This is a genomic window from Nocardiopsis sp. MT53, assembly GCF_019598965.1.
Lineage (GTDB): Bacteria > Actinomycetota > Actinomycetes > Streptosporangiales > Streptosporangiaceae > Nocardiopsis > Nocardiopsis changdeensis.
Genome location: NZ_CP080599.1, coordinates 5,610,394 through 5,635,661, shown reverse-complemented (window position 1 = coordinate 5,635,661; position 25,268 = coordinate 5,610,394). Strand labels below are relative to the sequence as shown.

28 protein-coding genes are annotated in these 25,268 nt (G+C 74.9%); 15 read left to right on the top strand and 13 right to left on the bottom strand.

The genetic code is table 11. The annotated features are described in order from the left end of the window. The first annotated feature begins 17 nt into the window (after nucleotides 1–17). Nucleotides 18–1,031 (top strand): Gfo/Idh/MocA family protein, encoded by a 1,014-nt coding sequence (locus K1J57_RS25010; protein WP_220561102.1) that lies wholly within the window; start codon nucleotides 18–20, stop codon nucleotides 1,029–1,031. Here the strand turns inward: K1J57_RS25010 and K1J57_RS25005 are convergent. From K1J57_RS25005 to K1J57_RS24995, 3 genes are all read right to left on the bottom strand, one after another. Continuing rightward, nucleotides 1,012–1,905: a GNAT family N-acetyltransferase gene (locus K1J57_RS25005; protein WP_220561101.1), complete on the bottom strand. Its 894-nt coding sequence runs from the start codon at nucleotides 1,903–1,905 to the stop codon at nucleotides 1,012–1,014. The genes K1J57_RS25010 and K1J57_RS25005 overlap by 20 nt on opposite strands. Nucleotides 1,906–2,005: 100 nt before the next feature. Next, nucleotides 2,006–2,962 carry a YafY family protein gene (locus K1J57_RS25000; RefSeq protein ID WP_220561100.1) on the bottom strand — a complete coding sequence of 319 codons (957 nt, stop codon included), beginning with the start codon at nucleotides 2,960–2,962 and terminating at the stop codon, nucleotides 2,006–2,008. 39 nt (nucleotides 2,963–3,001) lie between these two features. Then, on the bottom strand, nucleotides 3,002–4,141 hold the full coding sequence (locus K1J57_RS24995; RefSeq protein WP_255646577.1) for an MFS transporter: 1,140 nt from the start codon (nucleotides 4,139–4,141) through the stop codon (nucleotides 3,002–3,004). 55 nt (nucleotides 4,142–4,196) lie between these two features. Here K1J57_RS24995 and K1J57_RS24990 point away from each other — a divergent pair, with 55 nt between their 5' ends. Further along, nucleotides 4,197–4,733 (top strand): CGNR zinc finger domain-containing protein, encoded by a 537-nt coding sequence (locus K1J57_RS24990; protein ID WP_220561099.1) that lies wholly within the window; start codon nucleotides 4,197–4,199, stop codon nucleotides 4,731–4,733. Between the two features lie 67 nt (nucleotides 4,734–4,800). Next, a complete protein-coding gene (locus tag K1J57_RS24985) occupies nucleotides 4,801–5,589 on the top strand; it encodes an SDR family oxidoreductase (protein WP_370634507.1) in 789 nt (262 codons plus the stop codon). Nucleotides 5,590–5,593: 4 nt separating this feature from the next. Here K1J57_RS24985 and K1J57_RS24980 read toward each other — a convergent pair whose 3' ends face one another. Continuing rightward, nucleotides 5,594–6,436: an alpha/beta hydrolase fold domain-containing protein gene (locus tag K1J57_RS24980; RefSeq protein WP_220561097.1), complete on the bottom strand. Its 843-nt coding sequence runs from the start codon at nucleotides 6,434–6,436 to the stop codon at nucleotides 5,594–5,596. 50 nt (nucleotides 6,437–6,486) lie between these two features. Next, nucleotides 6,487–6,891: a RidA family protein gene (locus K1J57_RS24975; protein WP_220561096.1), complete on the bottom strand. Its 405-nt coding sequence runs from the start codon at nucleotides 6,889–6,891 to the stop codon at nucleotides 6,487–6,489. Between the two features lie 131 nt (nucleotides 6,892–7,022). On the opposite strand from K1J57_RS24975, the gene K1J57_RS24970 reads away from it, so the two are divergent. From K1J57_RS24970 to K1J57_RS24960, 3 genes are read left to right on the top strand one after another with little or no spacing between them, the layout of a single operon-like run. Beyond that, the gene (locus K1J57_RS24970; RefSeq protein WP_220561095.1) at nucleotides 7,023–7,214 is read left to right on the top strand and encodes an HTH domain-containing protein; all 192 of its coding nucleotides are present in this window, start codon (nucleotides 7,023–7,025) and stop codon (nucleotides 7,212–7,214) included. 4 nt (nucleotides 7,215–7,218) lie between these two features. Beyond that, nucleotides 7,219–7,776: a Clp protease N-terminal domain-containing protein gene (locus K1J57_RS34050; RefSeq protein WP_220561094.1), complete on the top strand. Its 558-nt coding sequence runs from the start codon at nucleotides 7,219–7,221 to the stop codon at nucleotides 7,774–7,776. 11 nt (nucleotides 7,777–7,787) lie between these two features. Next, entirely contained in the window at nucleotides 7,788–8,057 is a 270-nt protein-coding gene (locus tag K1J57_RS24960) for a hypothetical protein (RefSeq protein ID WP_220561093.1), read from the top strand. A gap of 48 nt (nucleotides 8,058–8,105) precedes the next feature. Here K1J57_RS24960 and K1J57_RS24955 read toward each other — a convergent pair whose 3' ends face one another. Next, nucleotides 8,106–8,588 (bottom strand): hypothetical protein, encoded by a 483-nt coding sequence (locus tag K1J57_RS24955; protein ID WP_220561092.1) that lies wholly within the window; start codon nucleotides 8,586–8,588, stop codon nucleotides 8,106–8,108. A gap of 223 nt (nucleotides 8,589–8,811) precedes the next feature. Between K1J57_RS24955 and K1J57_RS24950 the strand changes: the two genes are divergently transcribed. Together K1J57_RS24950 and K1J57_RS24945 are read left to right on the top strand one after the other, a co-directional pair. Continuing rightward, nucleotides 8,812–9,933: a sensor histidine kinase gene (locus K1J57_RS24950; RefSeq protein ID WP_220561091.1), complete on the top strand. Its 1,122-nt coding sequence runs from the start codon at nucleotides 8,812–8,814 to the stop codon at nucleotides 9,931–9,933. Between the two features lie 22 nt (nucleotides 9,934–9,955). After that, nucleotides 9,956–10,561: a response regulator transcription factor gene (locus K1J57_RS24945; RefSeq protein WP_220561090.1), complete on the top strand. Its 606-nt coding sequence runs from the start codon at nucleotides 9,956–9,958 to the stop codon at nucleotides 10,559–10,561. Between the two features lie 33 nt (nucleotides 10,562–10,594). Here K1J57_RS24945 and K1J57_RS24940 read toward each other — a convergent pair whose 3' ends face one another. The 3 genes from K1J57_RS24940 to ddaH all read right to left on the bottom strand — a co-directional run bounded on the left by K1J57_RS24940 (nucleotide 10,595) and on the right by ddaH (nucleotide 13,105). Further along, complete coding sequence (locus K1J57_RS24940; protein ID WP_220561089.1) at nucleotides 10,595–11,218, bottom strand: bifunctional 2-polyprenyl-6-hydroxyphenol methylase/3-demethylubiquinol 3-O-methyltransferase UbiG; 624 nt, start codon at nucleotides 11,216–11,218, stop codon at nucleotides 10,595–10,597. A gap of 26 nt (nucleotides 11,219–11,244) precedes the next feature. After that, nucleotides 11,245–12,282 (bottom strand): NAD(P)/FAD-dependent oxidoreductase, encoded by a 1,038-nt coding sequence (locus tag K1J57_RS24935; RefSeq protein ID WP_370634505.1) that lies wholly within the window; start codon nucleotides 12,280–12,282, stop codon nucleotides 11,245–11,247. A 76-nt stretch (nucleotides 12,283–12,358) separates the two neighbouring features. Next, on the bottom strand, nucleotides 12,359–13,105 hold the full coding sequence (gene ddaH / locus K1J57_RS24930; RefSeq protein ID WP_220565775.1) for a dimethylargininase: 747 nt from the start codon (nucleotides 13,103–13,105) through the stop codon (nucleotides 12,359–12,361). A 268-nt stretch (nucleotides 13,106–13,373) separates the two neighbouring features. On the opposite strand from ddaH, the gene K1J57_RS24925 reads away from it, so the two are divergent. Together K1J57_RS24925 and K1J57_RS24920 are read left to right on the top strand one after the other, a co-directional pair. Beyond that, on the top strand, nucleotides 13,374–14,492 hold the full coding sequence (locus tag K1J57_RS24925; RefSeq protein WP_220561088.1) for an FAD-binding oxidoreductase: 1,119 nt from the start codon (nucleotides 13,374–13,376) through the stop codon (nucleotides 14,490–14,492). An 89-nt stretch (nucleotides 14,493–14,581) separates the two neighbouring features. Then, on the top strand, nucleotides 14,582–14,863 hold the full coding sequence (locus K1J57_RS24920) for a YiaA/YiaB family inner membrane protein (RefSeq protein WP_220561085.1): 282 nt from the start codon (nucleotides 14,582–14,584) through the stop codon (nucleotides 14,861–14,863). A 39-nt stretch (nucleotides 14,864–14,902) separates the two neighbouring features. Here K1J57_RS24920 and bioB read toward each other — a convergent pair whose 3' ends face one another. Further along, entirely contained in the window at nucleotides 14,903–15,964 is a 1,062-nt protein-coding gene (bioB, locus tag K1J57_RS24915) for a biotin synthase BioB (protein WP_220561083.1), read from the bottom strand. Between the two features lie 315 nt (nucleotides 15,965–16,279). Here bioB and K1J57_RS24910 point away from each other — a divergent pair, with 315 nt between their 5' ends. From K1J57_RS24910 to K1J57_RS24895, 4 genes are all read left to right on the top strand, one after another. Next, complete coding sequence (locus K1J57_RS24910) at nucleotides 16,280–17,638, top strand: sugar porter family MFS transporter (RefSeq protein WP_255647243.1); 1,359 nt, start codon at nucleotides 16,280–16,282, stop codon at nucleotides 17,636–17,638. A 234-nt stretch (nucleotides 17,639–17,872) separates the two neighbouring features. Then, entirely contained in the window at nucleotides 17,873–19,231 is a 1,359-nt protein-coding gene (locus K1J57_RS24905) for a sugar porter family MFS transporter (protein ID WP_255647242.1), read from the top strand. Between the two features lie 41 nt (nucleotides 19,232–19,272). After that, the gene (locus K1J57_RS24900; RefSeq protein WP_255646576.1) at nucleotides 19,273–20,196 is read left to right on the top strand and encodes an AraC family transcriptional regulator; all 924 of its coding nucleotides are present in this window, start codon (nucleotides 19,273–19,275) and stop codon (nucleotides 20,194–20,196) included. Further along, on the top strand, nucleotides 20,129–20,542 hold the full coding sequence (locus tag K1J57_RS24895; protein ID WP_220561076.1) for a VOC family protein: 414 nt from the start codon (nucleotides 20,129–20,131) through the stop codon (nucleotides 20,540–20,542). Before K1J57_RS24900 ends, K1J57_RS24895 begins: the two co-directional genes overlap by 68 nt. Nucleotides 20,543–20,582: 40 nt before the next feature. Here K1J57_RS24895 and K1J57_RS24890 read toward each other — a convergent pair whose 3' ends face one another. Further along, a complete protein-coding gene (locus K1J57_RS24890) occupies nucleotides 20,583–22,244 on the bottom strand; it encodes an ABC-F family ATP-binding cassette domain-containing protein (protein ID WP_220561074.1) in 1,662 nt (553 codons plus the stop codon). A gap of 451 nt (nucleotides 22,245–22,695) precedes the next feature. Further along, on the bottom strand, nucleotides 22,696–23,838 hold the full coding sequence (locus K1J57_RS24885; RefSeq protein WP_220561072.1) for a serine hydrolase: 1,143 nt from the start codon (nucleotides 23,836–23,838) through the stop codon (nucleotides 22,696–22,698). Between the two features lie 301 nt (nucleotides 23,839–24,139). Here K1J57_RS24885 and K1J57_RS24880 point away from each other — a divergent pair, with 301 nt between their 5' ends. Beyond that, complete coding sequence (locus K1J57_RS24880; protein WP_220561070.1) at nucleotides 24,140–24,925, top strand: MerR family transcriptional regulator; 786 nt, start codon at nucleotides 24,140–24,142, stop codon at nucleotides 24,923–24,925. Nucleotides 24,926–24,973: 48 nt separating this feature from the next. Here K1J57_RS24880 and K1J57_RS24875 read toward each other — a convergent pair whose 3' ends face one another. Next, entirely contained in the window at nucleotides 24,974–25,189 is a 216-nt protein-coding gene (locus K1J57_RS24875) for an SHOCT domain-containing protein (protein WP_220561068.1), read from the bottom strand. Nucleotides 25,190–25,268 lie beyond the last annotated feature (79 nt).

The window sequence follows — 25,268 nt, the reverse complement described above, 5'->3', positions numbered from 1 at the left end:
GTTTTTAGGATGCCCCCATGACAGATGAGAACGGCGTACTGCGCTGGGGCGTGCTCGGCACGGGCGGGATCGCCCATTCCTTCATGGAAGGCCTGCGGGCCACCCCCACGGCGCGGGTCACCGCGGTCGGCTCGCGCACATGGGAGCGCGCCCAGGAGTTCGCCGCCGCCTGGGACGTGCCCCGCGCCCACGGCTCCTACGCGGAGCTGGCCGCCGACCCCGACGTGGACGTGGTCTACGTGGCCACCCCCCACCCCTGGCACCACCCGCACACCCTGCTGTGCCTGAACGCGGGCAAGCACGTGCTGGTGGAGAAGCCGATGGCGATGAACGCCCTCCAGGCCGCCGAGATGACCGGGGCCGCCCGCGACAACGGCGTGTTCCTCATGGAGGCGATGTGGACGCGCTTCCTGCCCGCCCACCGCCTGGCCCGCGAGCTGGTCGCCGACGGGGCGATCGGCGAACTGCGGCAGATCTCCGCCGAGTTCGGCGTCAACGCCCCCTACGACCCCGACCACCGGCTGTTCAACGCCGACCTGGGCGGCGGCGCCCTGCTCGACCTGGGCGTGTACCCCCTGATGCTGGCGTCGTGGTACCTGGGGGAGCTCACCGTGGTGGGGGCCACCCGCCGGCTGTCGCCGGACCACATGGTGGACACCCACACCACGGTGCTGGTGCGCGGGGAGCAGGGGGCGACCGCCACCCTGTCGTGCGCCTCGCTCACCACCCTGCCGGACCGGGCCGTGCTGGCCGGGACCCGCGGCAGGGTGGAGCTCCCGCTGTTCTGGGCGGCGACCGAGGTGGTCCTGCACCGCGAGGGCCGCGAGCCGGAGACCTTCGAGCGCCCCTTCCGGGCCAACGGCTACGAGTACGAGGCCGAGGAGGTCGCCCGGTGCGTCGCCGCCGGGCTGTCCCAGAGCCCGGACATGCCCTGGGAGGAGAGCCTGCGCCTGGCCGCGCTCACCGACAAGGTGCGCGACATGGGCGGGCTGGTGTACAGCGCGCCCACGGTCAAGGCCGTGCCGCTGTGAGCAGGTCCGCGGTGTCGGGGTGGACCGGCGCGGCCCCGCCGCGCCGGGGCCGCCCGCCCAGGGCCGGCATGCGCCGCACCCGGGAGCGGGCGGCGCGGGCCAGGGCGCAGCGCGCCAGCGCCGCCGCGTCCAGGTGCGCCACCACCATGAGGGCGTCCTTGGGGCCGACGGTGCGGGCGAAGAGGTCGTCGATGTCGCTGTGCCCGCTGCGCGGCCGCACCCCGTAGACGTCGCCCTCGAACACCCGGTAGGCGTCGCGCACCACCAGGGTGTCGGGGTCCAGGCCGGGGCCGTCGCCGAGCCAGTCCGCGGCCTCGGCCGCCACGCGCCGGACCCGTGCGGGGAGGGCCCGGCGCGTGTTGGGGAAGACCCGGTGCGGGCCCAGGCCGTGCAGCCACCCGGCGTAGACGGCGGGGTGGCGGGTGCGCATGACCACGTCCATGCCGCGCAGCGGCCGGGTGCGGATCTCCCGGGTGAGGAAGTGGGTCATCAGCGCCGAGGTGAGCCCGGTGCGGCGGTGGGCGGGCACCACGCCGGTGGCGTCCAGGTACAGGGCCGGGCGCCCGTCCAGCCGCAGCCGGTGGTAGCCGCCCCAGCCCACGGGGACGCCGCCGTGGTCCAGGATCAGGGCCAGGGAGGTGACGCGGTCGAAGAACCCGCCCTCGATGCGGGCGTGCCAGTAGGCGGAGTGGTCGGCGCCGAAGGCGCGGGCGGCCAGGCCGCGCAGGATCATGTGGAGGCGTTCCCGCCGGTCCGCCGACAGGGACGCGGGGGAGTCCCAGCGGGCGATCCGGTAGCCGGGGCACAGGTCGCGGACGGTCGGCGGCGGGTCGAGGGCGGGCGTCGGTCGGAGGGCACGGTCCCGGGTGAGCACGCGGATCCCACTTTCATCACTCTAGGAAGTCAGGTGACTGCCCACAGTAGTTGTTCTGGGATGTGCCCGCTCGGACTTCCCGCAGGAGGCCCCCGCCGGATCAGTCGGCGGACCGGCGCAGGCGGGCGGCCAGGGCGGCCATCTCGGTGCGCAGCTCCTCCGGTTCCTCCACCCGCATCTCCACGTCGAGCATGGCCAGGTAGCAGGCCATGGTCCGGAGCGAGTCCCCCGCGACCTCCAGGACGCAGGAGGTGTCGTCGACCGGCTCCAGGCGGCCGTACTCGCCGATGCCGCGCCCGGCGGCCTCCTCGGCGCCGATGAGCAGCCGCACCCGGGCCCGGTGCGGCCACATGTGGAAGTTCATCCGCTCGGCCAGGTAGGCGGCCACCCCCTGCTCGGGCGGGTCGCGCGGGGGCACCCGCGGCCCGGTCGGGGTGAGCGGGCGCATCCGGTCCACCCGGAAGGTGCGCCAGTCCTCGCGCTCGTTGTCCCAGGCCACCAGGTACCACAGCCGCCCCCGGGAGACCAGGCGGTGCGGCTCGGTGACGCGGCGCGAGACGGTGCCGTCGTGGCGCTCGTAGTCGAAGCGCAGCCGCTCCCCGTCGCGGCACACGCCCGCCACCAGGGCCAGCACGTCGGCGTCCACGCTGGGGCCCCGGCCCGGCATGGGGACGGTGAAGGTGCCCAGGGCGTCCACCCGGCGGCGCAGCCGCGAGGGCAGCACCATGAGCAGCTTGGCCAGGGCGCGCACCGAGGTCTCCTCGATACCGCTCACCCCGCCCTGGGCGGCGGTGCGCAGGCCCACCGCGACGGCGACGGCCTCGTCGTCGTCCAGCAGCAGCGGCGGCAGGGCGGCGCCCGCGCCCAGCTGGTAGCCGCCGCCGGTGCCCATGGTGGCCTGGATCGGGTAGCCCAGCTCCCGCAGCCGGTCCACGTCGCGGCGCACGGTGCGGGCGCTCACCTCCAGGCGGTCGGCGAGCTCGCTCCCGGGCCAGTCCTTGCGGGTCTGGAGCAGGGACAGCAGTCGCAGCAGGCGTGAGGACGTGGTGGTCGACATACCCGCAGTCTGCCAGGAGTGCAGGACAGGATGTGTCCGCTACCGGTGGGGGATCAGGGCGGCGGCCAGGTGCAGCGCCGCCGCCGCGCCCAGGCACGCCGGGAGCGAGACCTGGGCCAGCGGCCCGGCCAGGGCGGCGCCGGCGGCGAACGCCGAGATCTTCAGGCTCGCCCCGGTGGTGAACACCCGCGCCCGCAGGCGGTCGGGCGCCTCCCGGTGGCGGATCGCGAACAGGGCGGTCAGCTGCGGCCCCTCGGCGGCGCCCACCAGGGCCAGGCACACCAGCAGCGCCGGCGGCCCGGCCGCGAGCGCGGCGCCCGCCGTGCCGAGCCCCTGGACGCAGACGCACACCCGCAGCAGCGCGTCGGGGGAGAGCGCACCGGGGCGGCGGGCGAGCAGGAGGTTGGCGGCCAGCGAGCACACCGCCATCCCCGACAGCAGCAGCGCCCCCTGCTCGGCCCCGCCCAGCAGGCGCGACCCCAGCAGCGGAGCGCACACCACGAGCATCCCGGTCCCGGCGATGGACAGAGAACTGGAGGCGGTGGCCCGGCGCAGCGCCCCCGGGGCGAACACCGCGCGCACCCCCTCCCACAGCCCGGGCAGGACCGGGCCGGCGGCGTGCGCCGCCGGGGCGCCGGGCAGCGCGAGCGCGGCCGGGACCGCCAGGGCGATGAGCACCGCCGCGGCGACCACCGCGGCACCGGCCCCGGCCCCCGCGGACACCACCCCCGCCAGCGCCGGACCCAGCAGGGAGGCGGCGCCGAAGGTCATCGCGTCCCAGGCGTCCGCCCGGGCGCGCCACCGGGCCGGCGCCACCCGGGGCAGCTGCGCCGTCCACCCGCCCGAGAGCACCGGGCCGAGCAGCCCCACCGCCACCGCCGCGCCGACCGCCCACGGCAGCGGGACCCGGCCCAGCGCCAGGGCGATGAGCGCGAACCCGGCCGCGTACCCGCCCAGCGCCCACGCCAACACGCGCCCCGGCCGCCGTGAGCGGTCCAGCAGCGCGCCCACCAGCGGCCCGCCCACCGCGGCCGCCCCGGTCAGCCCGGCGAGCAGCGCCGAGCCGGCCACGGCCTCACCGGTCAGCGCCACCCCCAGCAGGAGCAGCGCGGGCCCCGACATCTCGTCGCCCGTCCGGGCGGCCGTCGCCCCGCCCAGGTACCTCATCACGTCGCGCACGGACCGGACGCTACGGAGTAACGCCTCAAAACAGAAGAGGCGTTACAGTGGCCGCATGCCGACCTCCACCGCCCTGACCGGCCGCTCGGTGCGGGCCGTCGCCGCCCGCACCGCCGACCTCGTCAACGCCCTGGCCGCACCGGACACGGACCCGGCCCGCGTGGAGGAGGTGCTGCGCGCCCACGGCGAGGACGACCCCGTCACCGGCCGCGACCTCGCCGCGCTGCGGGAGGCCGCCGCGCGGATCCGCCGCGTCCTGGAGGCGGGCACCACCGCGGCGGCCGCCGCCCGGGTCAACGCCCTGCTGGCCGCCGCGCACCCGCCCCGGCTCACCGACCACGGCGGCGCCTCCCACTGGCACGTCCACACCGACTCCCGCGACGACGCGCCCCTGGCGGAGTGGTTCGCCGCCTCGGCCGGCCTGATGCTGGCGCTGCTGCTCACCGACCGACAGCGCCCGCCGGGCGGGGTGTGCGGGACCGAGGGCTGCGGCCGGGTGTTCATCGACACCGGCAGCGGCAGCGCGCGCCGGTTCTGCTCCAAGCGCTGCGCCACCCGCTCCCGGGTGCGCGCCCACCGCGCCCGCGCCTGACCGGGAACCCGGGTGCGGCACTCCCAGGTGCGCCGCGGCCTTCCCCCCACCGTCCGCGGCCGCGAGGGTGAACCCCATGAGCACACACGCAACGACCACCGAAGACACCGACAGCGCCCGGGGCGCGCACGGCACGCACAAGGTCGTCCTGGTGACGGGGGCGGGCAGCGGGATCGGCGAGGCCGTGGCCCGGCGGCTCGCCGGCCAGGGGCACACCGTCGTCCTCACCGGGCGCCGCGCGGACCGCCTGCGCGCCGTCGCCGACGAGCTCACCGGCGTCGGGCACACCGCCCTGGCCCGCACCCTGGACGTGACCGACCGGGCCGCGTTCGCCGACCTGGTCGCGGACGTGGTCGCCGAACACGGGCGCCTGGACGTCCTGGTCGCCAACGCCGGGGTGATGCTGCTCTCCCGCCTGGAGTCGCTGCTCGTCGAGGAGTGGGACCGCATGTTCGACGTCAACGTCAAGGGCCTCTACAACGGGATCGCCGCGGTGCTGCCGCGCTTTCGCGACCTGGGCTCGGGGCACGTGGTCACCATCGCCTCGATCGGCGCACGCGAGGTCGTGCCCACGTCGGCGGTCTACTCCGCCACCAAGTTCGCCGCCCGGGCCCTGACCGAGGGGCTGCGCCTGGAGTCCGACCCCTCGATCCGGGTGACCACCGTCTCCCCGGGGGTCGTGGAGTCCGAGCTCGCGGACCACATCACGGACCCGCACGCGGCCGGACTCATGGTCGGGTACCGGGCGGCGAGCATCCCGGCCGACGCCATCGCCCGCGCCGTGGCCTACGCCGTGGACCAGCCCGCCGACGTGGACGTCAACGAGATCGTCGTGCGCCCGGCCGCCCAGCGCTGAGCCCTCACCGGGCCCAGCGGTCGATCCAGCCGGCGACGCGCTCCATGAGCAGCTCCCCGGCGGCCTCGCCCTCGGTCAGCGCGAGTAGCGAGAACGCGTGCGGCAGCCCCTCCAGGACGTCCACCCGCACCCGGGTGCCCGCCGCGTGCGCGGCCGCGGCGTAGCGCAGGGTGTCGTCCAGCAGCGCCTCGGCCCCGCCGACCACCATCAGCAGCGGGGGCAGGCCCGCCAGGTCGCCGTGCAGGGGCGACTGCGGAGCCCGGTCGCGGGCGGCCCCGCCCAGGTAGCGGCCGGTGAGGTCGGCGATGAGGGCGCGGTCCACCCCCGGGTCGCCCGGGGTGTCGGCGGACAGCGAAGGGCTGCCCAGGGTCATGTCGGTGACGGCGGACTGGGTCACCACGGTCCCGGGCGGCGGGTCCCCCGCCGCCTTGAGCACGAGCAGCGCGGACAGGGCCAGCGCCGCGCCGGAGGACTCGGCGACCACCGCCACGCGCCCGGGCGCGAACCCCTCGGCGAGCAGGTAGCGGTAGGCGGCGACCACGTCGTCCAGGGGAGCGGGGAAGGGGTGGTCGGGCGCCAGCCGGTAGTGCACGGCCAGGGCGGGGCGGCCGGTGGCCGCCGACAGCCGCCGGGCGGCCGCCGTGATCAGCCCCGGGTCGCGGTGGACGAACCCGCCGCCGTACACGTACAGCAGCACGCCGCGTTCACGGGAGGCGCCCGGGGCGTTCGCCCACACGCCTCCGGGCGCGGGTTCGCCCCCGTCGTCGCGCAGGGGTGCCGGGTCGGTCAGGGCCGCCGACACCCGGGCCGCGGCCTCGGGGTCGGTGGGAAGGCGGTGGACGTCCATGGGGGACAGGTCTACCGCCTTCCCCTTCGTCCTGTCATCGGATTATCGGCTCAGTCGGCCACCACGGCCACGGCCTCCACCTCCACGAGCTGGTCGTCGTAGCCCAGGGCGGCCACGCCGAGCAGGGTGGAGGGGGCGTCGTGGTCGCCCATGTGGGCGCGCACCACGTCCCAGGCGGCCACCAGGTCCTCCTGGCGGGGGGAGGCGACGTAGACGGTGGTCTTGACGATGTCGGCGAGCGAGGCCCCGGCGTCGGCCAGGGCGGTGCGCAGGTTGCGCATGACCTGCTCGGCCTGGCCCGCGACGTCGCCGGCGGCGACGGTGGCCCCCTTCTCGTCCAGGGGGCAGGCCCCGGCGGTCCACACCGCGCGCAGGGGGCCGCTGACGGTGGCGGCGTAGGCGTAGTCGACGTCGGGGGTGAGGGTGGCGCTGCGGACGAGGCGGACGGCGGACATGGGTCTCCCGGGGTCGGTGGTGTTCTCACCCGTCTCCAACGCGGAGGGGGCGGCGGCGGTTCTGGTTTCTGCCGTCGGCAGACGTGTCAAGGTTCCTTGACAGGAAAAGAGTGTCAACATATCTTGACACCATGGATGAGGGAACGCCGCTCGACCCGGCCACCGGCCTGACCGCCGTCGCCGCACTGCGCAAACTCGCCGACCACCTGGAGTCCCTGCACGTGCGCGCCGCCCGCGAGCAGGGCCTGTCCTGGCAGGAGATCGCCGACCGACTGGGCGTCACCCGCCAGGCCGTCCACCAGAAACACGCCCACCGGGAGTGACACCGTGTTCGAACGCTTCAGCCGCACCGCCCGCGCCATCGTCTCCGACGCCGTCGCCACCGCCGCCGAGCAGGGCGACGCCAAGGTCGGACCCGCGCACCTGCTCCTCACCCTGGCCCGCGCCGACGGCACCGGCGCCCGCATCCTCGCCGACGCCGGGATCACCCCCGCCATGCTCGCCGACCCGCCGACCGGCCCCGCCGGGCTCAACGACCGGGAACTGCACGCCCTGCGCGCCGTGGGCATCGACACCGACGCCCTGTTCCGCCGCCTGGAGGAGGCCTTCGGCCCCCAGGCCCTGACACCGCCCGCCGAACCCGCCCCGCCAAGACGGCGCGGCCGCCTGGGCAGCCCGTTCGACGCCAGGGCCAAGAAGGTCCTGGAGCTGTCCCTGCGCGAGACCATCGCCGCGGGCCACACGTCCATCGACTCCGCCCACATCCTGCTGGCCCTGCTCCGCCAGGGCCTGCCCGAACCCGCCGCCTCGGTCCTGGCCGAACACGGCCTCACCTACGACCACGCCCGCGACCGCACCCGCGAACTCCTCGACGAGGCCGCCTGATCACCAACGCCATGCTCTACTGGCTGACCGATACCGCGACCTCCTCGGCCTACGTCGGCTACGTCGACGAGGCGGGCCGGGGCGAGGTCGACGAGGACTCGGGCGTGCCCACCGGCGTCCTCGTGTTCGCCCACGACGTCGGCATCCGCCGTTACTCCGAAGCGGAGAACACCATCGTCCGCTGGACCGACGTCGAGGGTCGCGGTGGGCACTTCGCCGCTTTGGAGGAGCCCGACCTGCTCCTGGACGACGTGCGCGTGTTCTTCGCCGACCTGCGCTGACCCGCGACACCGACCGCAGGTTCCCCCCACCTCGGGGGCACCTGCCCCTCAGGCCAGGACCGCCACCCCCAGCGCGGCCAGCGCGCCGAACCCGACACCCCACAGGACGATCGCCACCGACTGCCAGAACACCACCGCACCCCGGGGAGCCCCGAAGGAGACCGTCGCGGCGGCGGTGATCTGGCTGGGCAGGGCGAGCGGACCCAGCAGGGCCACTCCGGCCACCCCGTACCGGTCGAACTGCTTGCGCAGCTTGGCGCGGCGGGGAGAGGGCTCCGTCCGGGGCCGGTCGGCGCGGCCCGCACGCACCTTGTCGCGCAGTCGCACGGACATGGCCACCGAGAACAGCAGGGACACGATGTTCCCGGCGACCGCCGCAGGGACCGCGACCCAGACCGGGACCCCGGCCACCACCCCCAGCGCAGACCCGCTGTAGGACTCGATGAAGGGGATCGCCCCGAGTACGACCACAACGGCCCATTGCAGGGCCACGGGGACCTGGGAGGTGACTCCCTGGAGGAACTCGATCACGGTGTAACCCTTCGCCGGTTGTGGATCGTTCAGGCACCACCATCGCCCGCGGCCCCCCGCTCACGGCAGTGCGGCCGTGTCACCACCGGACCGTGACATTCGCCCGGACGGACCGTGACGCCGTGTCACTGGTGGGGGCGGCCCGGCCCCCGCCAGACTGGGAGCGCGCCGCGCCGGGTCCGCGGGCCGGCGCGCCGACGGCCGCGGACACGGGGGGACGCGCATGGGGCCGGAGCAGACCGAGGAGACCCAGGGGCGCCTGCGCAGGCTCAACATGGACATCGTGTCCGGGGCGATCGCCGCCGTGGGCGCCCTGCTGATCGCGACCGACGCCGGGACCTGGCAGGAAGCGGTCATGATGAGTGCGGCCCTGGCCGTGACCATGCTCATCGTCAACCGGTGGGCCGCCGGCCGTGAGCCACGCGCCGCGGTCCTCCTCCCCGGCCTGGCCTTCGTCGCGGCCGTGTGGGTCTTCGGGGTCCTGGCCGCCGACTCCGCCACGGCCGTCTACAGCGTCGCGGCCGTGGCCACCATCACCGTCTCCGAGCTGTCGCGCCGCCCCAGGGCGGCCACCGCGGCGCTCGTCGCCGCCGGCGCGGCCCTGGTCGCGGTCAAGGCGGCGCTGGCACCCGAGGGCCCCCTGGAGGCCGCGCTCCGGTACGGGGTGGCCACCGCCGCCGTCGCCGCGACCGGGTTCGTCCTCGTCTCCCTGGTCTTCGCGGTCCGCGACATCCTCACCGAGCTGGAGCGGGCCCGCGAGCGCGAGGCGGAGGTGGCCGTCATGCGCGAGCGCGTGCGCTTCGCCGGCGACCTGCACGACATCCAGGGCCACACCCTGCACGTGGTCAAACTGAAGGCGGCCCTGGCCCGCAGGCTCCTGCGCACCGACACCGACCGGGCCGAACGGGAACTGGGCGAGGTCCAGGACCTGGTCGGGGACACCATCGCCCGGACCCGGGAGCTCGCCTACGCCCAGCGCAGGCTCAACCTGTCCGCGGAGCTGGAGAACGCCAAGAACCTGTTCGAGGCCGCGGGCATCCGGGTGGAGGTGGAACGCGAAGGCGAGGTGGACGAGCGCTCCGCGGAACTGGTCGGCCAGGTGCTGCGAGAGACCACCACCAACATCCTGCGCCACGCCCAGGCCGGCCGGGTGGGGATCACCCTGGTCGAGACGGGCATCATCATCACCAACGACGGCGCGGGCCGGGGCCCCACCCCAGCCCTGCGCGGGCTGGCCGCCCTGGCGGAACGGGTCGCCGGGGCCGGGGGCACCCTGACCGCGCGGCGCGAGGACGGCCGCTTTCTGACGGCCGTGTCCTTCCCCGCCGCGGACACCGGCCGCTGACCACGACCCCGAGAGGACGCCCATGACCACCACCGTGGTGCTCGCCGACGACGAGGCCCTGCTGCGGTCGGCCCTGGCGGCGCTGCTGCCCCTGGAGGGGGACATCTCCGTGCTCGCCGAGGCCGCCGAGGGCGCCCAGGCCGTGGAGGCGGTACTGCGGCACCGGCCCGACGTGCTCGTCATCGACCTGGAGATGCCCGGCACCGACGGCCTGGAGGCCGTCGCCAGGCTGCGCCGGGAGCACCCCGGACAGGTGGTCCTCATGCTGACCCGGCACGCCCGCCCCGGGGTGCTGCGCCGGGCGCTCAAACTGGGGGTCCAGGGCTTCGTCAGCAAGGCGGCCGACCCCGCGCACATCGCCGAGGTCATCGCGGCCCTGCACGCCGGCAGGAGGTGGATCGACCCGGACGTGTCGGCGCTGGCCGTCATCGACGACTCCCCGCTCACCGACCGGGAGGTCGACGTGCTGCGCGAGACCCGGGAGGGGTACTCGGTCGCCGAGATCGCCGCGCGCCTGCACCTGGCCGAGGGCACCGTGCGCAACTACCTGTCCAACGCGATGCACAAGACCCAGACCCGGACCCGCCACGAGGCCGCCCGCTACGCCCGCGAACACGACTGGCTCTGACCGGGGCGGGCACCGCCCGCCCCGGTCCCGGCCTCAGGCGCGGCGGCGGGCCCGCAGCACCGAGTCGTGCAGGACGGCCCGGTGCCCGCCCCGGTCGACCTCGCGGCTGCGGGACTCGCTCACCAGCACCTCCCACTCCCTCTCGTCGAGGCCTTCGGCGACCTCGGCGGCACCCACCCGCGAGTGCTCCAGCGACCCGCCGTGCCCGTGGCCGTGGTCGTCGGCGTGGTCGTGGCCGACGACGAACAGCGTGCCGCCCGGGGCCACCGCCGCCGCCAGCCGGTCGAAGAACGCCCGGTACCCGCCGGTGGGGTGCGCGTAGTGGCTGCACACCAGGTCGAACCCGGACCCGGGGATCTCCTCGGTCAGGTCCGCGCGCACCCACGTGATGCGCCCGGCCACCGCCGTGTCCAGCGCGGCCGCGCGCTCGCGGGCGGCGTCCAGGGCCGCCTGGGAGATGTCCACGGCCGTCACCTCCCACCCCTGCCCGGCCAGCCACCGGGCCTCGGCCCCGGTGCCCGCCCCGGCGTCCAGCGCCCGCCCCGGGGCCAGCCCGGTCACCTCGGCCACCAGCTGCGGGTTGGGCGGCGCGCCGTACCCGTGGCCGTGCTCCCGGTAGCGGTCCTCCCAGTAGGCCCGGTCGAACTCCTGCCCCATACGTCCCCCTCGTTCCATTTCCTGCGTCACAGTCCGTGGCGGCTCTCGCCCGCCACCGCCTCGTGCACCCGCGCCTCGGCCGAGAACGGCCGCCGCGCGCGCATCCGCTCGACCGCGCGGTCGGTCTCCTCCATGACCAGGTCGCCGTTGATCTGCGCGCCCGCCATGGTGCCCGCCGCGGCGGCCGCGCCGACCTGGGCCATCAGGTCGGTGACGTTGCCCGCCGCCCACACGCCCGGCACCCCGGTGCGCCCGCCGGCCTCCACCGGCACGTGCTCGCCCACCCCCATCGGGTGCTCCCGCACCTCCAGCCCCAGGGCGGACAGGAAGCCGGCGCGCGCCACCATGCGGGTGGCCACCGCCACGGCGTCGCGCTCCACCACCCGGCCGTCGGCCAGGCGCACCCCGCTCAGGCGGTCGCCGTCGGTCTCCACCGCGACGACCTCGCCCTCGACCACCTCCACGCCGCGCGCCTCCAGCCGCTCGCGGTCCTCGGCGCCGATGGGCGCCGCGGTGTGGGCGAAGAACACCACGTCGTCGCTCAGCTGCCGCATCAGCAGGACCTGGTGCACCGACATCGGGCCCACGGACAGCACACCGATGCGCTGCCCGCGCACCTCCCAGCCGTGGCAGTAGGGGCAGTGGAGCACATCGCGCCCCCACCGCTCCCGCAGGCCCGCCACGCCGGGCAGCTCGTCGACCAGGCCGGTGGTCACCAGCAGGCGGCGCGACCGCAGGGTGCGCCCGTCGCCCAGCGCCACCGCGAACAGGCCGTCGTCGCCGCGGGAGGCCCCCACGACCTCGCCCTCGACCACCGCACCGCCGTAGGAGCGCAGCTCCTCGCGGCCCCGGGCCACCAGCTCGCGGGGGGAGACCCCCTCCCGGCCCAGCAGCACGTGCACACCCTCGGCGGGGGAGTTGCGGGGCTCGCCCGCGTCCACCACCGCCACCGAGCGGCGCGACCGGGCCAGGGCGACCGCCCCGCTCAGCCCGGCCGCACCGCCGCCGATCACCACCACGTCGTAGTCGTAGGCGCCGTTCTCCGTCACCTCGATCACCTCCACGGCCAGGATGCGGTCCGGCCCGCAAAAAACACAAAAAACTTTGCCGCAATGGCAAACGGCCTGGAGGTGGGGCCGGTCACAGGTCGGGGACCAGCACGCTCAGGCAGGTCACGCACGCCTCCAGCTTCTCGAACTCGGAGATGTCCACCGGCAGCACCCGCCACCCCTGCCCGGCCAGCTCGTGGACGGTGCCGTGCGCCGCCGCGCTGATCAGCACGTCCCGTCCGCCCAAAGGCAGCACGTGCGCCCCGGGCTCCTCCGCCGGACGGCGCACCGGCGGCAGCGCCGAGGCGTCCACCAGCTCCTCCAGCCCGATGAGGGTCCCGTCGCCCAGCGCCGTCACCGCCGACTTCAGGTGCAGGACCGCGCCCAGCGGCACCCGCCGCACCTCCCGGCCCAGCGGCTTGAGCAGCCGCTCCAGCTGCGCCGCGCCCGCCTCGTCGGTACGCCCGCCCAGGCCCACGTACACCGTGGCGCCCACCTGGAGCACGTCGCCGCCGTCCATCACCCCCGGCGGCTCGATCCGCGCCACCCGCAGCCCCAGCCGCCGCACCGCGGCCTCCACCCCGTCGACCTCCCCGCGCCGCTCCGGCGCCCCCGACCGGGTCAGCACCGCCAGGTCCCCGCACACCACCACCGAGTCCTCGACGAACACCGAGTCGGGGTGCTCGGGCGCCGCGTCCACCTCGAACACCCGCCACCCCGCCGAGGACAGCACCTCCTGGTAGATGGTGTACTGGCGGGCGGCCAGCACCGGATCGACCTCCACCCGCTCGATGTGGGTGACGATGCCCTGCGCCAGGCCCGGCCCGGGCCGGCGCATCAGGGCGACCCCGGGAGAGTGCGTGTTCACGTGTTCTACCTCCGGAAACGGGTGTGCTCCTCGCTGGAGCGCACAACCTATCGCCGCTGCCTACCCCGCCCCCGGATACGGCACGCGGGTCTTTCGGCTCGTTCGCGCCGCACCGCGCCCGGCGGGGCCGCACCGCCCACCGCGCGGACCGGGCCCCGACACGTGCCCGAACGCTTGGAGGGCACCGCACCGGCGGCATAGTGTGGTCGACCGCCCCGGAGGACCCCTGGAGGATGCGATGGACGTGATCGTGGTCGGCGGCGGCATCGTCGGCGCCAGCGCGGCGTTCCACCTGGCCGGCAAGGGCGTGTCCACCGCGCTGGTGGACTCCGCCCACACCGGGCAGGCCACCGCCGCCGGGCAGGGCGTCGTCTTCCCCTGGCCCTTCCCCTGGGAGGACCCCGGAATGCAGGCCTTCAAACGGGGCGCCGCCGCCCACCTGCCCGCGCTCATCGCCGAACTCGCCGACGACGGCCAGGCCACCGGGTACGAGCGCGTCGGCGGCATGTCCGTGGACCTGGAGGGCGACGACGCCGGGTACGACCTGGTCTCCACCCTGGCCGCCATGCCCGGGTACGAGGGCATGGGCCGGGTCGAGCGCCTGGCCCCGGGCGAGCCCCGCGAACGCTTCCCCCTGCTGGACGCCGCCTACCGCGGCGTGTACGTCGAGGGCATGGCCCGCGTCCACGGCAGGGTGCTGCGCGACGCCCTGTTCAACGCCGCCGAGGAACGCGGGCTGCACTACCGCAAGGGCGACGCCCACCTGCTGTGGAACGGCCACCGGGTCACCGGGGTGCGGGTGGGCGGCGAGGACCTGGAGGCGCCGGCGGTGATCGTGGCGGCCGGGGCCTGGACCGGGCGCCTGCTGTCGGTGGCCGGGGTGGAGCTGCCGGTGTTCCCGGTGCGCGGCCAGATGACCCACTTCGCGCTGCCCGGGACCGACACCCGCCCCTGGCCGGTGGTGCGCTTCGGCGAACACCAGAGCCACACCGTCGCGTTCGGCCCCGACCGCGTCGTCACCGGGGGCACCCGCGAGCCCGAGGCCGGGTTCGACCGCCGCGTCACCGCCAAGGGGCTGGCCGAGAACCTCACCTCGGCCCTGGAGCTGATGCCCGGCCTGGCCGACGCCACCGTGGTGGAGACCCGGGTGGGCTTTCGCCCCGGCACCCACGACGGGCTCCCGCTGCTGGGCCCCCTGGAGCGGCTGCCCGGGGTGATCGTGGCCACCGGCCTGGGCGGGGAGGGCCTGTCCCTGGGCGCCTACCAGGGCGCGGTCGCCGCCCGCCTGGCGACGGGCCGCGAACCGGGACAGGACCTGGCGGCCCTGCGCCCGGACCGGCCCACCGCCCCGGCCTGACCGCGCGGACCGCCGCCCGGGCGGCACCGGGCCGGCACTTGAGTAGGCGTACTCAGGCGCGCCGCCCGCGCCCCGGAGACCATGGGCCCATGAACCCGTTCGCCCCCACCCCCCGGTCCACCCCCCAGTTCTACCTCCAGTCCGTGGTCTCCTTCGCCGCCGCCTCCGTCGGCCTGGGCGTCGGAGTGGTCCTCCTGCCCGTCGACCTGTGGATGCGCGCCTTCCTCGGCATGGGCCTGCTCTACGTCATCACCGCGACCTTCACCCTGGCCAAGTGCGTGCGCGACCGCCAGGACGACCAGGCCGCCGCCGCTGCCGCCCGCCAGTACCAGGAGTGGAACGGCGCCGAGCAGGTCCCCCAGCCGCGCTGAGCCGCCGGTTCCGGGCGGGGACGGCGCCCGGAACCGGTGTCAGGCGTTGGGCGGGAGAGCGGTCCCGGCACCCCGGCGGCGCGGCCGCAGCAGGTCGTGGCGCTCGGCGGGCAGGGTCGGCTCTCCCGCCCCCTGCACCTCGAACCCGGCGTCGGCGATCATCTCCAGGTCCGCCCTGCCCGCCTGCCCCTCGCTGGTGAGGTAGTCGCCCAGGAACAGCGAGTTGACGATGTGCAGCGCCAGCGGCTGCAGGGTGCGCAGGTGGATCTCCCGCCCGCCCGCCAGACGCACCTCCACGTCCGGGAACACGAACCGGGCCGCGGCCAGGATGCGCAGGCACCGCTGCGGGGTCAGCTCCCAGGTGCCCTCCAGCGGGGTCCCCTCGAACGGCATGAGGAAGTTGACCGGCACCGAGTCCGGGCCCAGCTCCCGCAGCGCGTACAGGGCGTCCACCAGGTCGTCGTCGCCCTCGCGCATCCCCGCGATCAGCCCCGAGCACGGCGAGAGCCCCGCGTGCGCGGCCCGCTCCACCGTCTCGACCCGGTCGGCGAACCCGTGGGTGGTGCAGATGTCGGCGTACCGCTCCTCGGAGGTGTTGAGGTTGTGGTTGTAGGCGTCCACACCCGCCTCCCGCAGCCGCTCGGCCTGCCCCTGCGACAGCAGCCCCAGGCAGGCGCACACCTCCACCCCCGGGTGCTCCCTCTTGATGTCCTCGACGGTGGGGGCCAGCCGTTCCACGTCCCGGTCGGTGGGCCCGCGGCCGGACGCCACCAGGCACACCCGGGTGGCCCCGCCCCGCACCCCCTGCGCGACCGCCTCACGGGTCTGTTCGGGCCTGAGCCAGGTGTACTTGACGATCTCGGCCCGCGAGCCGAGCCGCTGGGAGCAGTAGGAGCAGTCCTCCGGGCACAGGCCGCTCTTCATGTTGACGAGGTAGTTCAGCTTGACCCGGCGGCCGAAGTAGCGCAGCCGCACCCGGAAGGCGGCGGCGACCACGTCCATCAGGTCGTCGTCGGAGGAGCCCAGGACGGCGCGCAGTTCGTCGCGGGAGGGGAGTTCCCGGCGCAGCGCCTTGTCGGCGAGGTTCTGGTAGGTCGTCACAGCACACGATCCTGAGGGCGCGGCCCCGGTCCGCGCACCCCCCGGACGCGCCAAAAACACCGGCCGACTCCTTGTAAGGGCGCACCCGTCCCCGCCCCGGACCCGGGGGCCGCGCAGACCCGCCCCGCCGCGCACAGGCCACGCCCCGCCCCCGAACGGGCCAAGCGTCGGCCATCGTTGCCCCGCCACCGGTAGCGCACCCGTGACGCATCGTGGGTAGGAGGACCACCCTGGAGAGAACGCCCACCGGAAGGAGCGAACGTGAGCACCGTCAACGGGGGAGCGGGGGCGGACGCCAACATCGTCCACGTGACCATGATCGCCGCCGCGGCGGCCATGGGCGGATTCCTGTTCGGCTACGACAGCGCCGTCATCAACGGCGCCGTCGACGCCATCCAGGCCAGGTTCGACGTCGACTCGGCGACCCTGGGATTCACCATCGCGTCGGCGCTGCTGGGCTGCGTGCTGGGCGCCGCCACCGCGGGGTCGCTGGCCGACCGGTTCGGACGCATCCGGGTCATGCAGGTCGCCGGCGTGCTCTTCGCGGCCAGCGCCATCGGGTCGGCCCTGCCCTTCGGCGTGTGGGACCTGACCGCCTGGCGCGTCCTGGGCGGCGTCGCCATCGGCATGGCCTCGGTCATCGCCCCCACCTACATCGCCGAGGTCTCGCCGGCCGCCTACCGCGGCCGCCTGGGCTCCCTGCAACAGCTCGCCATCGTGCTGGGCATCGCCTGCTCGCAGCTGGTCAACTACGGCATCGCCCAGATCGCCGACGGCAGCGCCCACAACACGATCGGCCCCCTCCAGGCCTGGCAGTGGATGCTGGGCGTGGAGGTCCTGCCCGCCCTGCTCTACCTGCTGCTGAGCCTGCTCATCCCCGAGTCCCCCCGCTACCTGGTCCGGGTGGGCCGGCTCGACAAGGCCCGCACCATCCTCGCCGAGGTGGAGGGCGGCGGCACCGAACGGGTCGAGCGCCGCATCGCCGAGATCCGCCGGGCACTGGGCTCGGAGGTGCGCCCCAGGCTGAGCGACCTGCGCGGCCCCTACCTGCTGCTGCCCGTGGTGTGGATCGGCATGGCCCTGTCGGCGTTCCAGCAGCTGGTCGGCATCAACGTCATCTTCTACTACTCCTCCTCGCTGTGGCAGTCGGTGGGCGTCGCCGAGTCCGACTCGCTGCTGCTGAGCCTGTTCACCTCCATCGTCAACATCGTCGGCACCGTCATCGCCATCTCGCTGGTGGACCGGATCGGCCGCAAACCCCTGCTGCTGGTGGGCTCGGCCGGCATGACCCTCGCCCTGGCCACCGCCTCCTACGCGTTCGGGCACGCGGTCGTGGAGGGGGACGCGGTGAGCCTGCCGTTCGCGTGGGCGGCCGTGGCGCTGGTGGCCGCCAGCGCGTTCGTCCTGTTCTTCGCCCTGTCCTGGGGTGTGGTCGTGTGGGTGCTGCTGGGCGAGATGTTCCCGCTGCGCATCCGCGCCGCGGCCATGGGCGTGGCCACCGCCACCCAGTGGCTCGCCAACTGGCTCATCACCGTCACCTTCCCCAGCATGCGCGACTGGACCCTGAGCGGCTCCTACCTCATCTACGCGGGGTTCGCCCTGCTCTCCCTGCTGTTCGTGTGGAGGTTCGTCAAGGAGACCAAGGGCAAGACCCTGGAGGAGATGACCGGCTGACACCCGGGGCCGCCCACCCCGCACGCCCGGGCCCGGACCAAGGCCCGGGCATGATCACCCCCGGGTTCGCCCCACCCCGGGGTGTCGCGCCCGCCGGCCCCGCACCCGCCCCGCCACCCTGACCGGGACCGGCGGCGCGCGCCGCCGCGGAAGGGAGCGGGTGTGACCGGGAAAGGCAGCGCGGGGGCGACCGAGGGCCTCGCGGAGGGCGGAGGCGACCTCGCCAAGGTGACCATGATCGCCGCCGCGGCGGCCATGGGCGGATTCCTGTTCGGCTACGACAGCGCCGTCATCAACGGCGCCGTCGACGCCATCCAGGCCAGATTCGACGTCGACTCGGCGACCCTGGGGTTCACGGTCGCCTCCGCCCTGCTCGGCTCGGCGGTGGGCGCGGCCGTCACCGGCTCGCTCGCCGACCGGTACGGGCGCATCCGCACCATGCGCATCGCCGGCGTGCTCTTCGCCGTCAGCGCCGTGGGCATGGCGCTGCCGTTCGCGATCTGGGACCTCATCCTGTGGCGGGTGCTCAGCGGCGTCGCCATCGGCATGGCCTCCGTCATCGCCCCCACCTACATCGCCGAGATCGCCCCCGCCGCCCACCGCGGCCGCCTGGGCTCCCTGCAACAGCTCGCCATCGTGCTGGGCATCGCCGTCTCCCAGCTCGCCGACTACCTCATCGCCCTGGCCGCCGGCGGCAGCGCCTCGAACATGCTCGGCCCCCTCCAGGCCTGGCAGTGGATGCTGGGCGCCGAACTGGTGCCCGCCGCCGTCTACCTGCTGCTCACCCTGGTCATCCCCGAATCGCCCCGCCACCTGGTGCGGGTCGGACTCGTGGACCAGGCCAAGGAGATCCTGGCCAAGGTCGAGGGCGGCGGCCCCGCCCGGCTGGACCGGCGCATCACCGAGATCAGGTCGGCCCTGGGCTCGGAGACGCGCCCCAGGCTGAGCGACCTGCGCGGCCGGCTCGGACTGCTGCCCATCGTCTGGATCGGCATGGCCCTGTCGGCGTTCCAGCAGCTCGTGGGCATCAACGTCATCTTCTACTACTCCTCCTCCCTGTGGCAGTCGGTGGGCGTGCCCGAGGGGGACTCGCTGCTGCTGAGCCTGTTCACCTCGATCATCAACATCGTCGGCACCGTCGTGGCCATCACCCTGGTCGACCGGGTGGGCCGCCGCCCCCTGCTCCTGGTGGGCTCGGCCGGCATGGCACTGGCCCTGGCGGTGGCCGCCTACGCGTTCGGGCACGCCACCGCCGTCGGCGAGGAGGTGACCCTGAGCTTCGGCTGGGGCGTGGTGGCCCTGACCGCCGCCAGCGCGTTCGTGCTGTTCTTCGCCCTGTCCTGGGGCGCCGTGGTGTGGGTGCTGCTGGGCGAGATGTTCCCGCTGCGCATCCGCGCCGCCGCGATGGGCGTGGCCACCGCCACCCAGTGGATCGCCAACTGGGCCGTCACCGTCACCTTCCCCAGCATGCGCGACTGGAGCCTGAGCGGCTCCTACCTCGTCTACACCGGCTTCGCGGTGCTGTCGCTGCTGTTCGTGTGGAGGTTCGTCAAGGAGACCAAGGGCAAGACCCTGGAGGAGATGACCGGCTGACCCGCCGACCCGCGCGGGCCCGCTCTGTTAGCGTCGAAGGCATGGACGAGCCGGAGCGGGCCTGGGAGTTCGCCACCGCCCCCGCCGGAACCGCCCCCGGGGTCGTGTCGATGGTCGGCTACCGGGCCCTGGCGGTCCCCGAGGCGGTCCACCTGGGCCTGCCCTCGGCGACCGTCACCTTCATCGTCTGCCTCGACGAGGGCGTGCGCGCCGCACCCGACGCCCGCTCCCTGGCCACGGCCCGACCCGCCCCCGTCCTCCTGGGCGGACTCCACCTGAGCGCCTCCCACGTGCGCCAGCAGCCCGGCCAGGCCGGGGTGCAGCTGGCCCTGCACCCCCTGGCCGTGCGCTCCCTGTTCGGGGTCCCCTGCGCCGACCTGGGCGTGGAGGACTACGACGGGCTCGCCCTGACCGGCCCGCGCGGCCGGGAACTGCACGAGCGCCTCACCGCCACCTCCACCTGGCAGGACGGGTTCGCGCTCATCGCGGACCACCTGCGCGACCGCTACCGCGACCGGCGCCCCCGCCCCGAACTCGCCCGCGCCTGGCGGCTGCTGGAGGAATCCGGCGGCCGGGCCCGCGTGGAGGACATCGCCCGGCAGGTGGGCCTGACCCCCCGCCACCTGGGCACCCTGTTCCACCGCGAGGTCGGCCGCCCGCCCAAGACCGTGGCCCGCCTCATGCGCTTCGACCACGCCCGCCGCCGCATCGCCGCGGGGATCCGCCGCAACGGGCACGCCGACCTGGCCGGCGCCGCCGCCGCGGCCGGCTACACCGACCAGGCCCACCTGAGCCGGGAGTTCGGCCGCTTCGCCGGACTGCCCCCGGCCGCCTGGGCCGCCCGGGAGTTCCGGAACGTACAAGACGCCGCCCCCGCCCCCGGGGGAGCCTGGGGGCATGAGCACACACGACACCACCACCGCGGCCCTGCGGCCGCGCGTATGGGCGACCCTGCAGGCGCGTGACGCCGCGGCGCTCATCGACTTCTACACCGGGGCCTTCGGATTCACCGCCACCGCCCGCCACGACGACGCCGACGGGCGGGTGGCCCACGCCGAACTCCTGTGGCCCGAGGGGGCCGGCGGGATCATGCTCGGCGACCACACCCCGGGCCGGGCGTGGTCGCGCGAGCCCGGCACCGCGGGCACCTACGTCGTCACCGCCGACCCCGACGCCCTGTACCGGCGGGCCGCCGGCCACGGCGCCGACATCGTCCGGCCGCTGGAGACCACCGACTACGGGGCCCGCGAGTTCACCGTCCGCGACCCCGAGGGCAACCTGTGGTCCTTCGGCGACTACCCCGGCGCATGACCGGGCGCGCCCCGCCGCGGGTGCGGCGGGGCGCACGGCGTCACTCCGCCGGCTCGCCCGCCAGCAGGGCGCGCACCCCCTCGGCGGTGGTCTCCACTAGCTCCCCGCCCACGAACAGCCACCGGGTGATCCCGATCGACTCCAGGAACGGCAGGTCGTGGCTGGCCACGACCAGCGCGCCCTCGTAGGCCTCCAGGGCCCCCGTCAGCTGCCGGACGCTGGACACGTCCAGGTTGTTGGTGGGCTCGTCCAGCATCAGCAGCTGCGGCGCCGGCGAGGCCAGCAGCAGGGCCGCCAGCGCCGCCCGGAACCGCTCACCGCCCGACAGGGTCCCCGCCACCTGCGCCGCGCGCGCCCCCCGGAACAGGAACCGGGCCAGCTGGGCGCGGATGCGCTGGTCCTCCACCCCCGGCGCCAGCCGCTCGACGTTCTCGGCCACCGTCAGGGCGTCGTCCAGCACGTCCAGCCGCTGGGGCAGGAACCGGGCCGGGACGAACACCCGCGCCGACCCCTCCCTCGGCTCCAGCTCCCCGAGCAGGGTGCGCAGCAGGGTGGTCTTGCCCGCCCCGTTGCGGCCCACCAGGGCGATCCGCTCGGGGCCGCGCACCCACAGGTCCGCGTTCGCCAGCGCCCCGTGCACCGGGGTCAGCCCCTCGGCCTTGAGCACCTCGCGCCCCGAGGGCACCGCCGTCTCGGGCAGCTCCACCTTGATCTCGGCGTCGCTGCGTACGGCCTCGGCGGCCTCCTCGCGGCGCTCGCGGGCCTCCTGCATCCGGTCCTCGTGCACCCCCTTGAGCTTGGCCGAGGACTCCTGCGACCAGCGCTTGAGGTTGCCGGCGGCGATCTTGGGGATGCCGCCCTGGGCCTGCACCCTGCGGTTCTGCTTCTGGCGGCGGGCCAGTTTGACCTGTGTCTCCTCCAGCTCCCTCTTCTGGCGCTTCATGTCGGCGTCGGCGGCCCGCAGGGCGCGCTCGGCCGCCTCCTGCTGCACCGCCAGCGCCTCCTGGTAGTCCGACCAGCCGCCCCCGTACCAGGTGACCGACCCCGTGCGCAGCTCGGCGATGCGGTCCACGCGCTCCAGCAGGTCGACGTCGTGGCTGACCACGATCAGCGTGCCGGTGCGCCAGGAGTCCACGGCGTCGTAGAGCCGCTTGCGGGCGAACAGGTCCAGGTTGTTGGTGGGCTCGTCCAGCAGCAGGACGTCGGGCCGCTCCAGCAGCAGGGCGGCCAGGCGCAGCAGGGTGGCCTCGCCGCCGGAGATCTCCCCGACGGTGCGGTCCAGATCGATGCCGTCCAGGCCGAGCCCGCCCAGGGTGGCCAGGGCGCGCTCCTCGACGTCCCAGTCGTCGCCGACCGCCTCGAAGTGCTCCTCGGACACGTCGCCGGACTCGATGGCGGCCAGCGCCGCCCGGGTGTCGGCGATGCCCAGGGCCTGGTCGACGCGCAGGCCGGTGTCCAGGGTGATGTTCTGCGGCAGGTAGGCCAGGCGGCCGCCGACGGTGACCGACCCCGAGGCCGGCCGTAGTTCGCGGGCCAGCAGCCGCAGCAGGGTGGACTTGCCCGAGCCGTTGGTGCCGACCAGACCGGTGCGGCCGCGGCCCACGGTCAGGGACAGGTCCTCGAAAACGGTCGTGCCGTCGGCCCAGGCGAAACCCAGGGCGGAGACGGCCACGGAGGCACCGGCGACAGTGGGTTGGGACATGGTTCTCTCGCAATACGGAAGCGAAGTGACAGGGGCTTCGTATGCGAGCACCACGCGGCCGGGGCCGACAGGAGAGGTGAGAGGGTCCCGTTGGGGGACGGCTCGTGCACCGAGGTTCCATCCACGCGGATCCGCCGACGGCCCGGGGCCGTGGCGAACGGCCGGTCGGGGCCGTGCCGCGTGATGATCGCGAACCTCAGATGCGCAACGTCCACCTCATTCGTAGACAACAGGACGGGGCACACCGTACACGACCCCTCCGTGTTTGTCACCCCCCCGTCCGCCACCGGATCCGGCGCCCGCCCCGGCCCCGCACGGGGCCGGGGCGGGCGCGCTCGGTACCGGAGTAAGCCCCGAAAGATGGGCCCGGCCCCGCACGGGGCCGGGGGAGCGGAGGAGCGGCCCGCCCGCCCCGGCCGTCCTGGGAGGGCACGCGGGTCCGGGGGCGCTCTCAGCTCGCCGTGCGGGACCCGCCGCAGAAGACCTCCGCGACGAGCCGCCGCTTCGCTTTCTCGAACGCCTGCGCCACGGCGGCGAAGTCGAGCTCGCCGTCCCCGACGGTCAGTGAGGCGGTGAGGGTCGTGCCCCCGTCGGGCGTGCTGTACATCAGCGCCGCCCAGCCGGCGAAGCCGCCGTTGTGGTGGAAGACCGTGCCTCCGCAGTCGGTGTCCTCCACGAACAGCCCCAGGCCGTAGCGGAAGTCGCCGCTCTCGGGGTGGGGCGTGCGCATCTCGGCCAGCAGCGGGGCCGGCAGGAGCCTGCCGCCCATGAGCGCGGAGATGAACGTGTGGAGGTCCTCGGTGGTGGAGATCATGTCGCCGGCGCTGGACGCCCAGGAGGGGTTCATGCGGGTGACGTCGGCCAGCTTCGACCGGCCCTCGTCCTCGTACCGGTAGTAGCCGTGGGCGTGCGGCTCGGGGATCTCCGGCGAGCCCTCCGGAGACACGGTGTTCGCCATCCCCAGCGGTTCCAGGACCAGCCGCCGCATCTCGGAGGCGAGCGGGCGGCCGGTGACCTCCTCGACCAGCAGCCCGGCCAGCACGTAGTTGGTGTTGGAGTAGCTCCAGCCCGTTCCCGGCTCGAACCGGGCCGGCTCGGACAACGCCAGCAGGACCAGCTCCTGCGGCCGGTAGGTGCGGGACAGGCCGTCCACGTACTCCCGGCCCTGCGCCGGGATCCCCGGCAGGAGGGTCCCGTCGGGTTCGAACTCGCCGGTGAAGTTGAACACCCCGCTGGTGTGCTGCAGCAGCATCCGCACCGTGATCCTCCCGTCCAGCCCGAACCCGGGCAGGGAGTCGGCCACCGGGTCGTCCAGCCCGATCACGCCCTCGGCCACCAGCCGCAGGACCACGGTCGCGACCAGGGTCTTGGTCACGCTGCCGACCCGGAAGTGCCCGTCGGTCGGCGGCTCACCGCTCTCGCCCAGCTTGCGCACCCCGGCGCTGCCGACCCACTCCCGGCCCCGGTCGTTCACCCGCAGCTGCACCCCCGCGAACCCGGAGCCGACGATCTCCTGGAGGGCCGCCCGCAGTTCCGGGCGGTCCTGCCCGCCCGCGGTCTCGTTGTTCCGGTCGGTGTTCTTCGTTTCGCTCATGCCTTGAGCGTCGACCTTGACCTCGGGGCAAGGTCAAGCCCCCATTTTCTGCGACATTCCGACGACCCGTGGCCGAGGGGCGGCGCGCCGGGCCGCGGGACCGTGCGCGCCCCTCGACCCGTGGCCGCGCGGGTTGACCCCGCCCCAGGGTCAGGGTGCACACTCACCATGTGACCACAGCGAACCCGCCCCGTTCGGGGAGATCTCCGGATCCGGCCCCCGGCACGGCGCCCCGCGAGAACACCCCGGCCGAGGCCGCGGGGGCGACGCCCGGCCGCGACCGCACGCTCGGACCGGACCGATGACGGGGGACCGGGCCGAGGGCGTCACGATCGGGCAGGCGGCGGCGTTCGCGGGTGTCACGGTCAAGACCGTGCGGCACTACCACCGGCTCGGCCTCCTCGCCGAACCGCGGCGTGACGGCTCGGGCTACCGCAGGTACGGCTCGGACGACCTGCTGCGGCTGGTCCAGGCCCGGACACTGGCCACCGCCGGCGTACCGCTGTCGGAGATCGCGTCCCTGCTCGACGCCGACCCGGAGCGGTTCGCCGACGCTCTCGCCGACGTCGAGCGGCGCCTGACCGACCGGATCACGGACCTGATCGCCCGGCGGGACGCCCTGTACCGGCTCGCCGACGACCGGGCCCTGCTGTCCGACCGCGCCCTCGCGGTCCTGGACCGGATGGCCGGACTCGGCTTCGGCCCCGACTACGTGGCCGGCCAACGCGAGGCCCTGGTGCTGTTCCGGGCGCTGGCCCCGGAGGGCCTGGACCACTTCCTGACCAACCTCGAACACCGGCTGGACGACCCCGGGTACGTCGACCTGATCAAGCGCAGCGTGGCGGCGGAGTCCTGGGAACCCGAGGACCCCCGGATCGAGGAGCTCGCCACGGCCATCGCCGCCAACCTGCTGGCCGACCGCGAACTGCTGGCGGTGCCGGCGGGCTTCAGGATCGGGCCCGACACCGCCACCCGGTACGGGATGATCGACCACCACCGCGAGGACCGGTCGCCGGCCTGGGCCCGGCTCAACGCACTGGTCGAGGCCGAGCTCCGCTCCGCGGGCGTTCCCATCCCGCACCACTGAGGCCCGGCCCACGGCCGGACCGCACCGCCGCCCCTGAACGGGGCGGGCTCACTCGAGGTCGATCTTGCGCTGCAGGTACTCCTCCCGGCCGATCTCCCCGCGCGCGTACCTCAGCCGCAGCTCCTCCTGGGCCCGGTCCACCGGTGGGCGCCGCGGCCCCGGGTCGGCCCTGCCCGCGCGCACCGAGGCCGAGACGGTGACCGCGAGATAGACGCCCAGCGCCACCAGCACCAGGACCGAGACCGTGACGAACAGACCGGTCACCGCGTACTCCCTTCAGCCGGGGGAAGTCCCCACCTCCTGTGTACCCGGGCCGCCCCGCCCGCACCAGGGGGTCCCGCGC

Bases quoted from the DNA above. Each gene is read 5' to 3' on its own strand.
- K1J57_RS25010 (WP_220561102.1), top strand. From the start codon at position 18: ATGACAGATGAGAACGGCGTACTGCGCTGGGGCGTGCTCGGCACGGGC.
- K1J57_RS25000 (WP_220561100.1), bottom strand. From the start codon at position 2,962: ATGTCGACCACCACGTCCTCACGCCTGCTGCGACTGCTGTCCCTGCTC.
- K1J57_RS24990 (WP_220561099.1), top strand. From the start codon at position 4,197: ATGCCGACCTCCACCGCCCTGACCGGCCGCTCGGTGCGGGCCGTCGCC.
- K1J57_RS24980 (WP_220561097.1), bottom strand. From the start codon at position 6,436: ATGGACGTCCACCGCCTTCCCACCGACCCCGAGGCCGCGGCCCGGGTG.
- K1J57_RS24975 (WP_220561096.1), bottom strand. From the start codon at position 6,891: ATGTCCGCCGTCCGCCTCGTCCGCAGCGCCACCCTCACCCCCGACGTC.
- K1J57_RS24970 (WP_220561095.1), top strand. From the start codon at position 7,023: ATGGATGAGGGAACGCCGCTCGACCCGGCCACCGGCCTGACCGCCGTC.
- K1J57_RS24960 (WP_220561093.1), top strand. From the start codon at position 7,788: ATGCTCTACTGGCTGACCGATACCGCGACCTCCTCGGCCTACGTCGGC.
- K1J57_RS24950 (WP_220561091.1), top strand. From the start codon at position 8,812: ATGGGGCCGGAGCAGACCGAGGAGACCCAGGGGCGCCTGCGCAGGCTC.
- K1J57_RS24945 (WP_220561090.1), top strand. From the start codon at position 9,956: ATGACCACCACCGTGGTGCTCGCCGACGACGAGGCCCTGCTGCGGTCG.
- K1J57_RS24940 (WP_220561089.1), bottom strand. From the start codon at position 11,218: ATGGGGCAGGAGTTCGACCGGGCCTACTGGGAGGACCGCTACCGGGAG.
- ddaH (WP_220565775.1), bottom strand. From the start codon at position 13,105: ATGCGCCGGCCCGGGCCGGGCCTGGCGCAGGGCATCGTCACCCACATC.
- K1J57_RS24925 (WP_220561088.1), top strand. From the start codon at position 13,374: ATGGACGTGATCGTGGTCGGCGGCGGCATCGTCGGCGCCAGCGCGGCG.
- K1J57_RS24920 (WP_220561085.1), top strand. From the start codon at position 14,582: ATGAACCCGTTCGCCCCCACCCCCCGGTCCACCCCCCAGTTCTACCTC.
- K1J57_RS24910 (WP_255647243.1), top strand. From the start codon at position 16,280: ATGATCGCCGCCGCGGCGGCCATGGGCGGATTCCTGTTCGGCTACGAC.
- K1J57_RS24905 (WP_255647242.1), top strand. From the start codon at position 17,873: ATGATCGCCGCCGCGGCGGCCATGGGCGGATTCCTGTTCGGCTACGAC.
- K1J57_RS24900 (WP_255646576.1), top strand. From the start codon at position 19,273: ATGGACGAGCCGGAGCGGGCCTGGGAGTTCGCCACCGCCCCCGCCGGA.
- K1J57_RS24895 (WP_220561076.1), top strand. From the start codon at position 20,129: ATGAGCACACACGACACCACCACCGCGGCCCTGCGGCCGCGCGTATGG.
- K1J57_RS24890 (WP_220561074.1), bottom strand. From the start codon at position 22,244: ATGTCCCAACCCACTGTCGCCGGTGCCTCCGTGGCCGTCTCCGCCCTG.
- K1J57_RS24885 (WP_220561072.1), bottom strand. From the start codon at position 23,838: ATGAGCGAAACGAAGAACACCGACCGGAACAACGAGACCGCGGGCGGG.
- K1J57_RS24880 (WP_220561070.1), top strand. From the start codon at position 24,140: ATGACGGGGGACCGGGCCGAGGGCGTCACGATCGGGCAGGCGGCGGCG.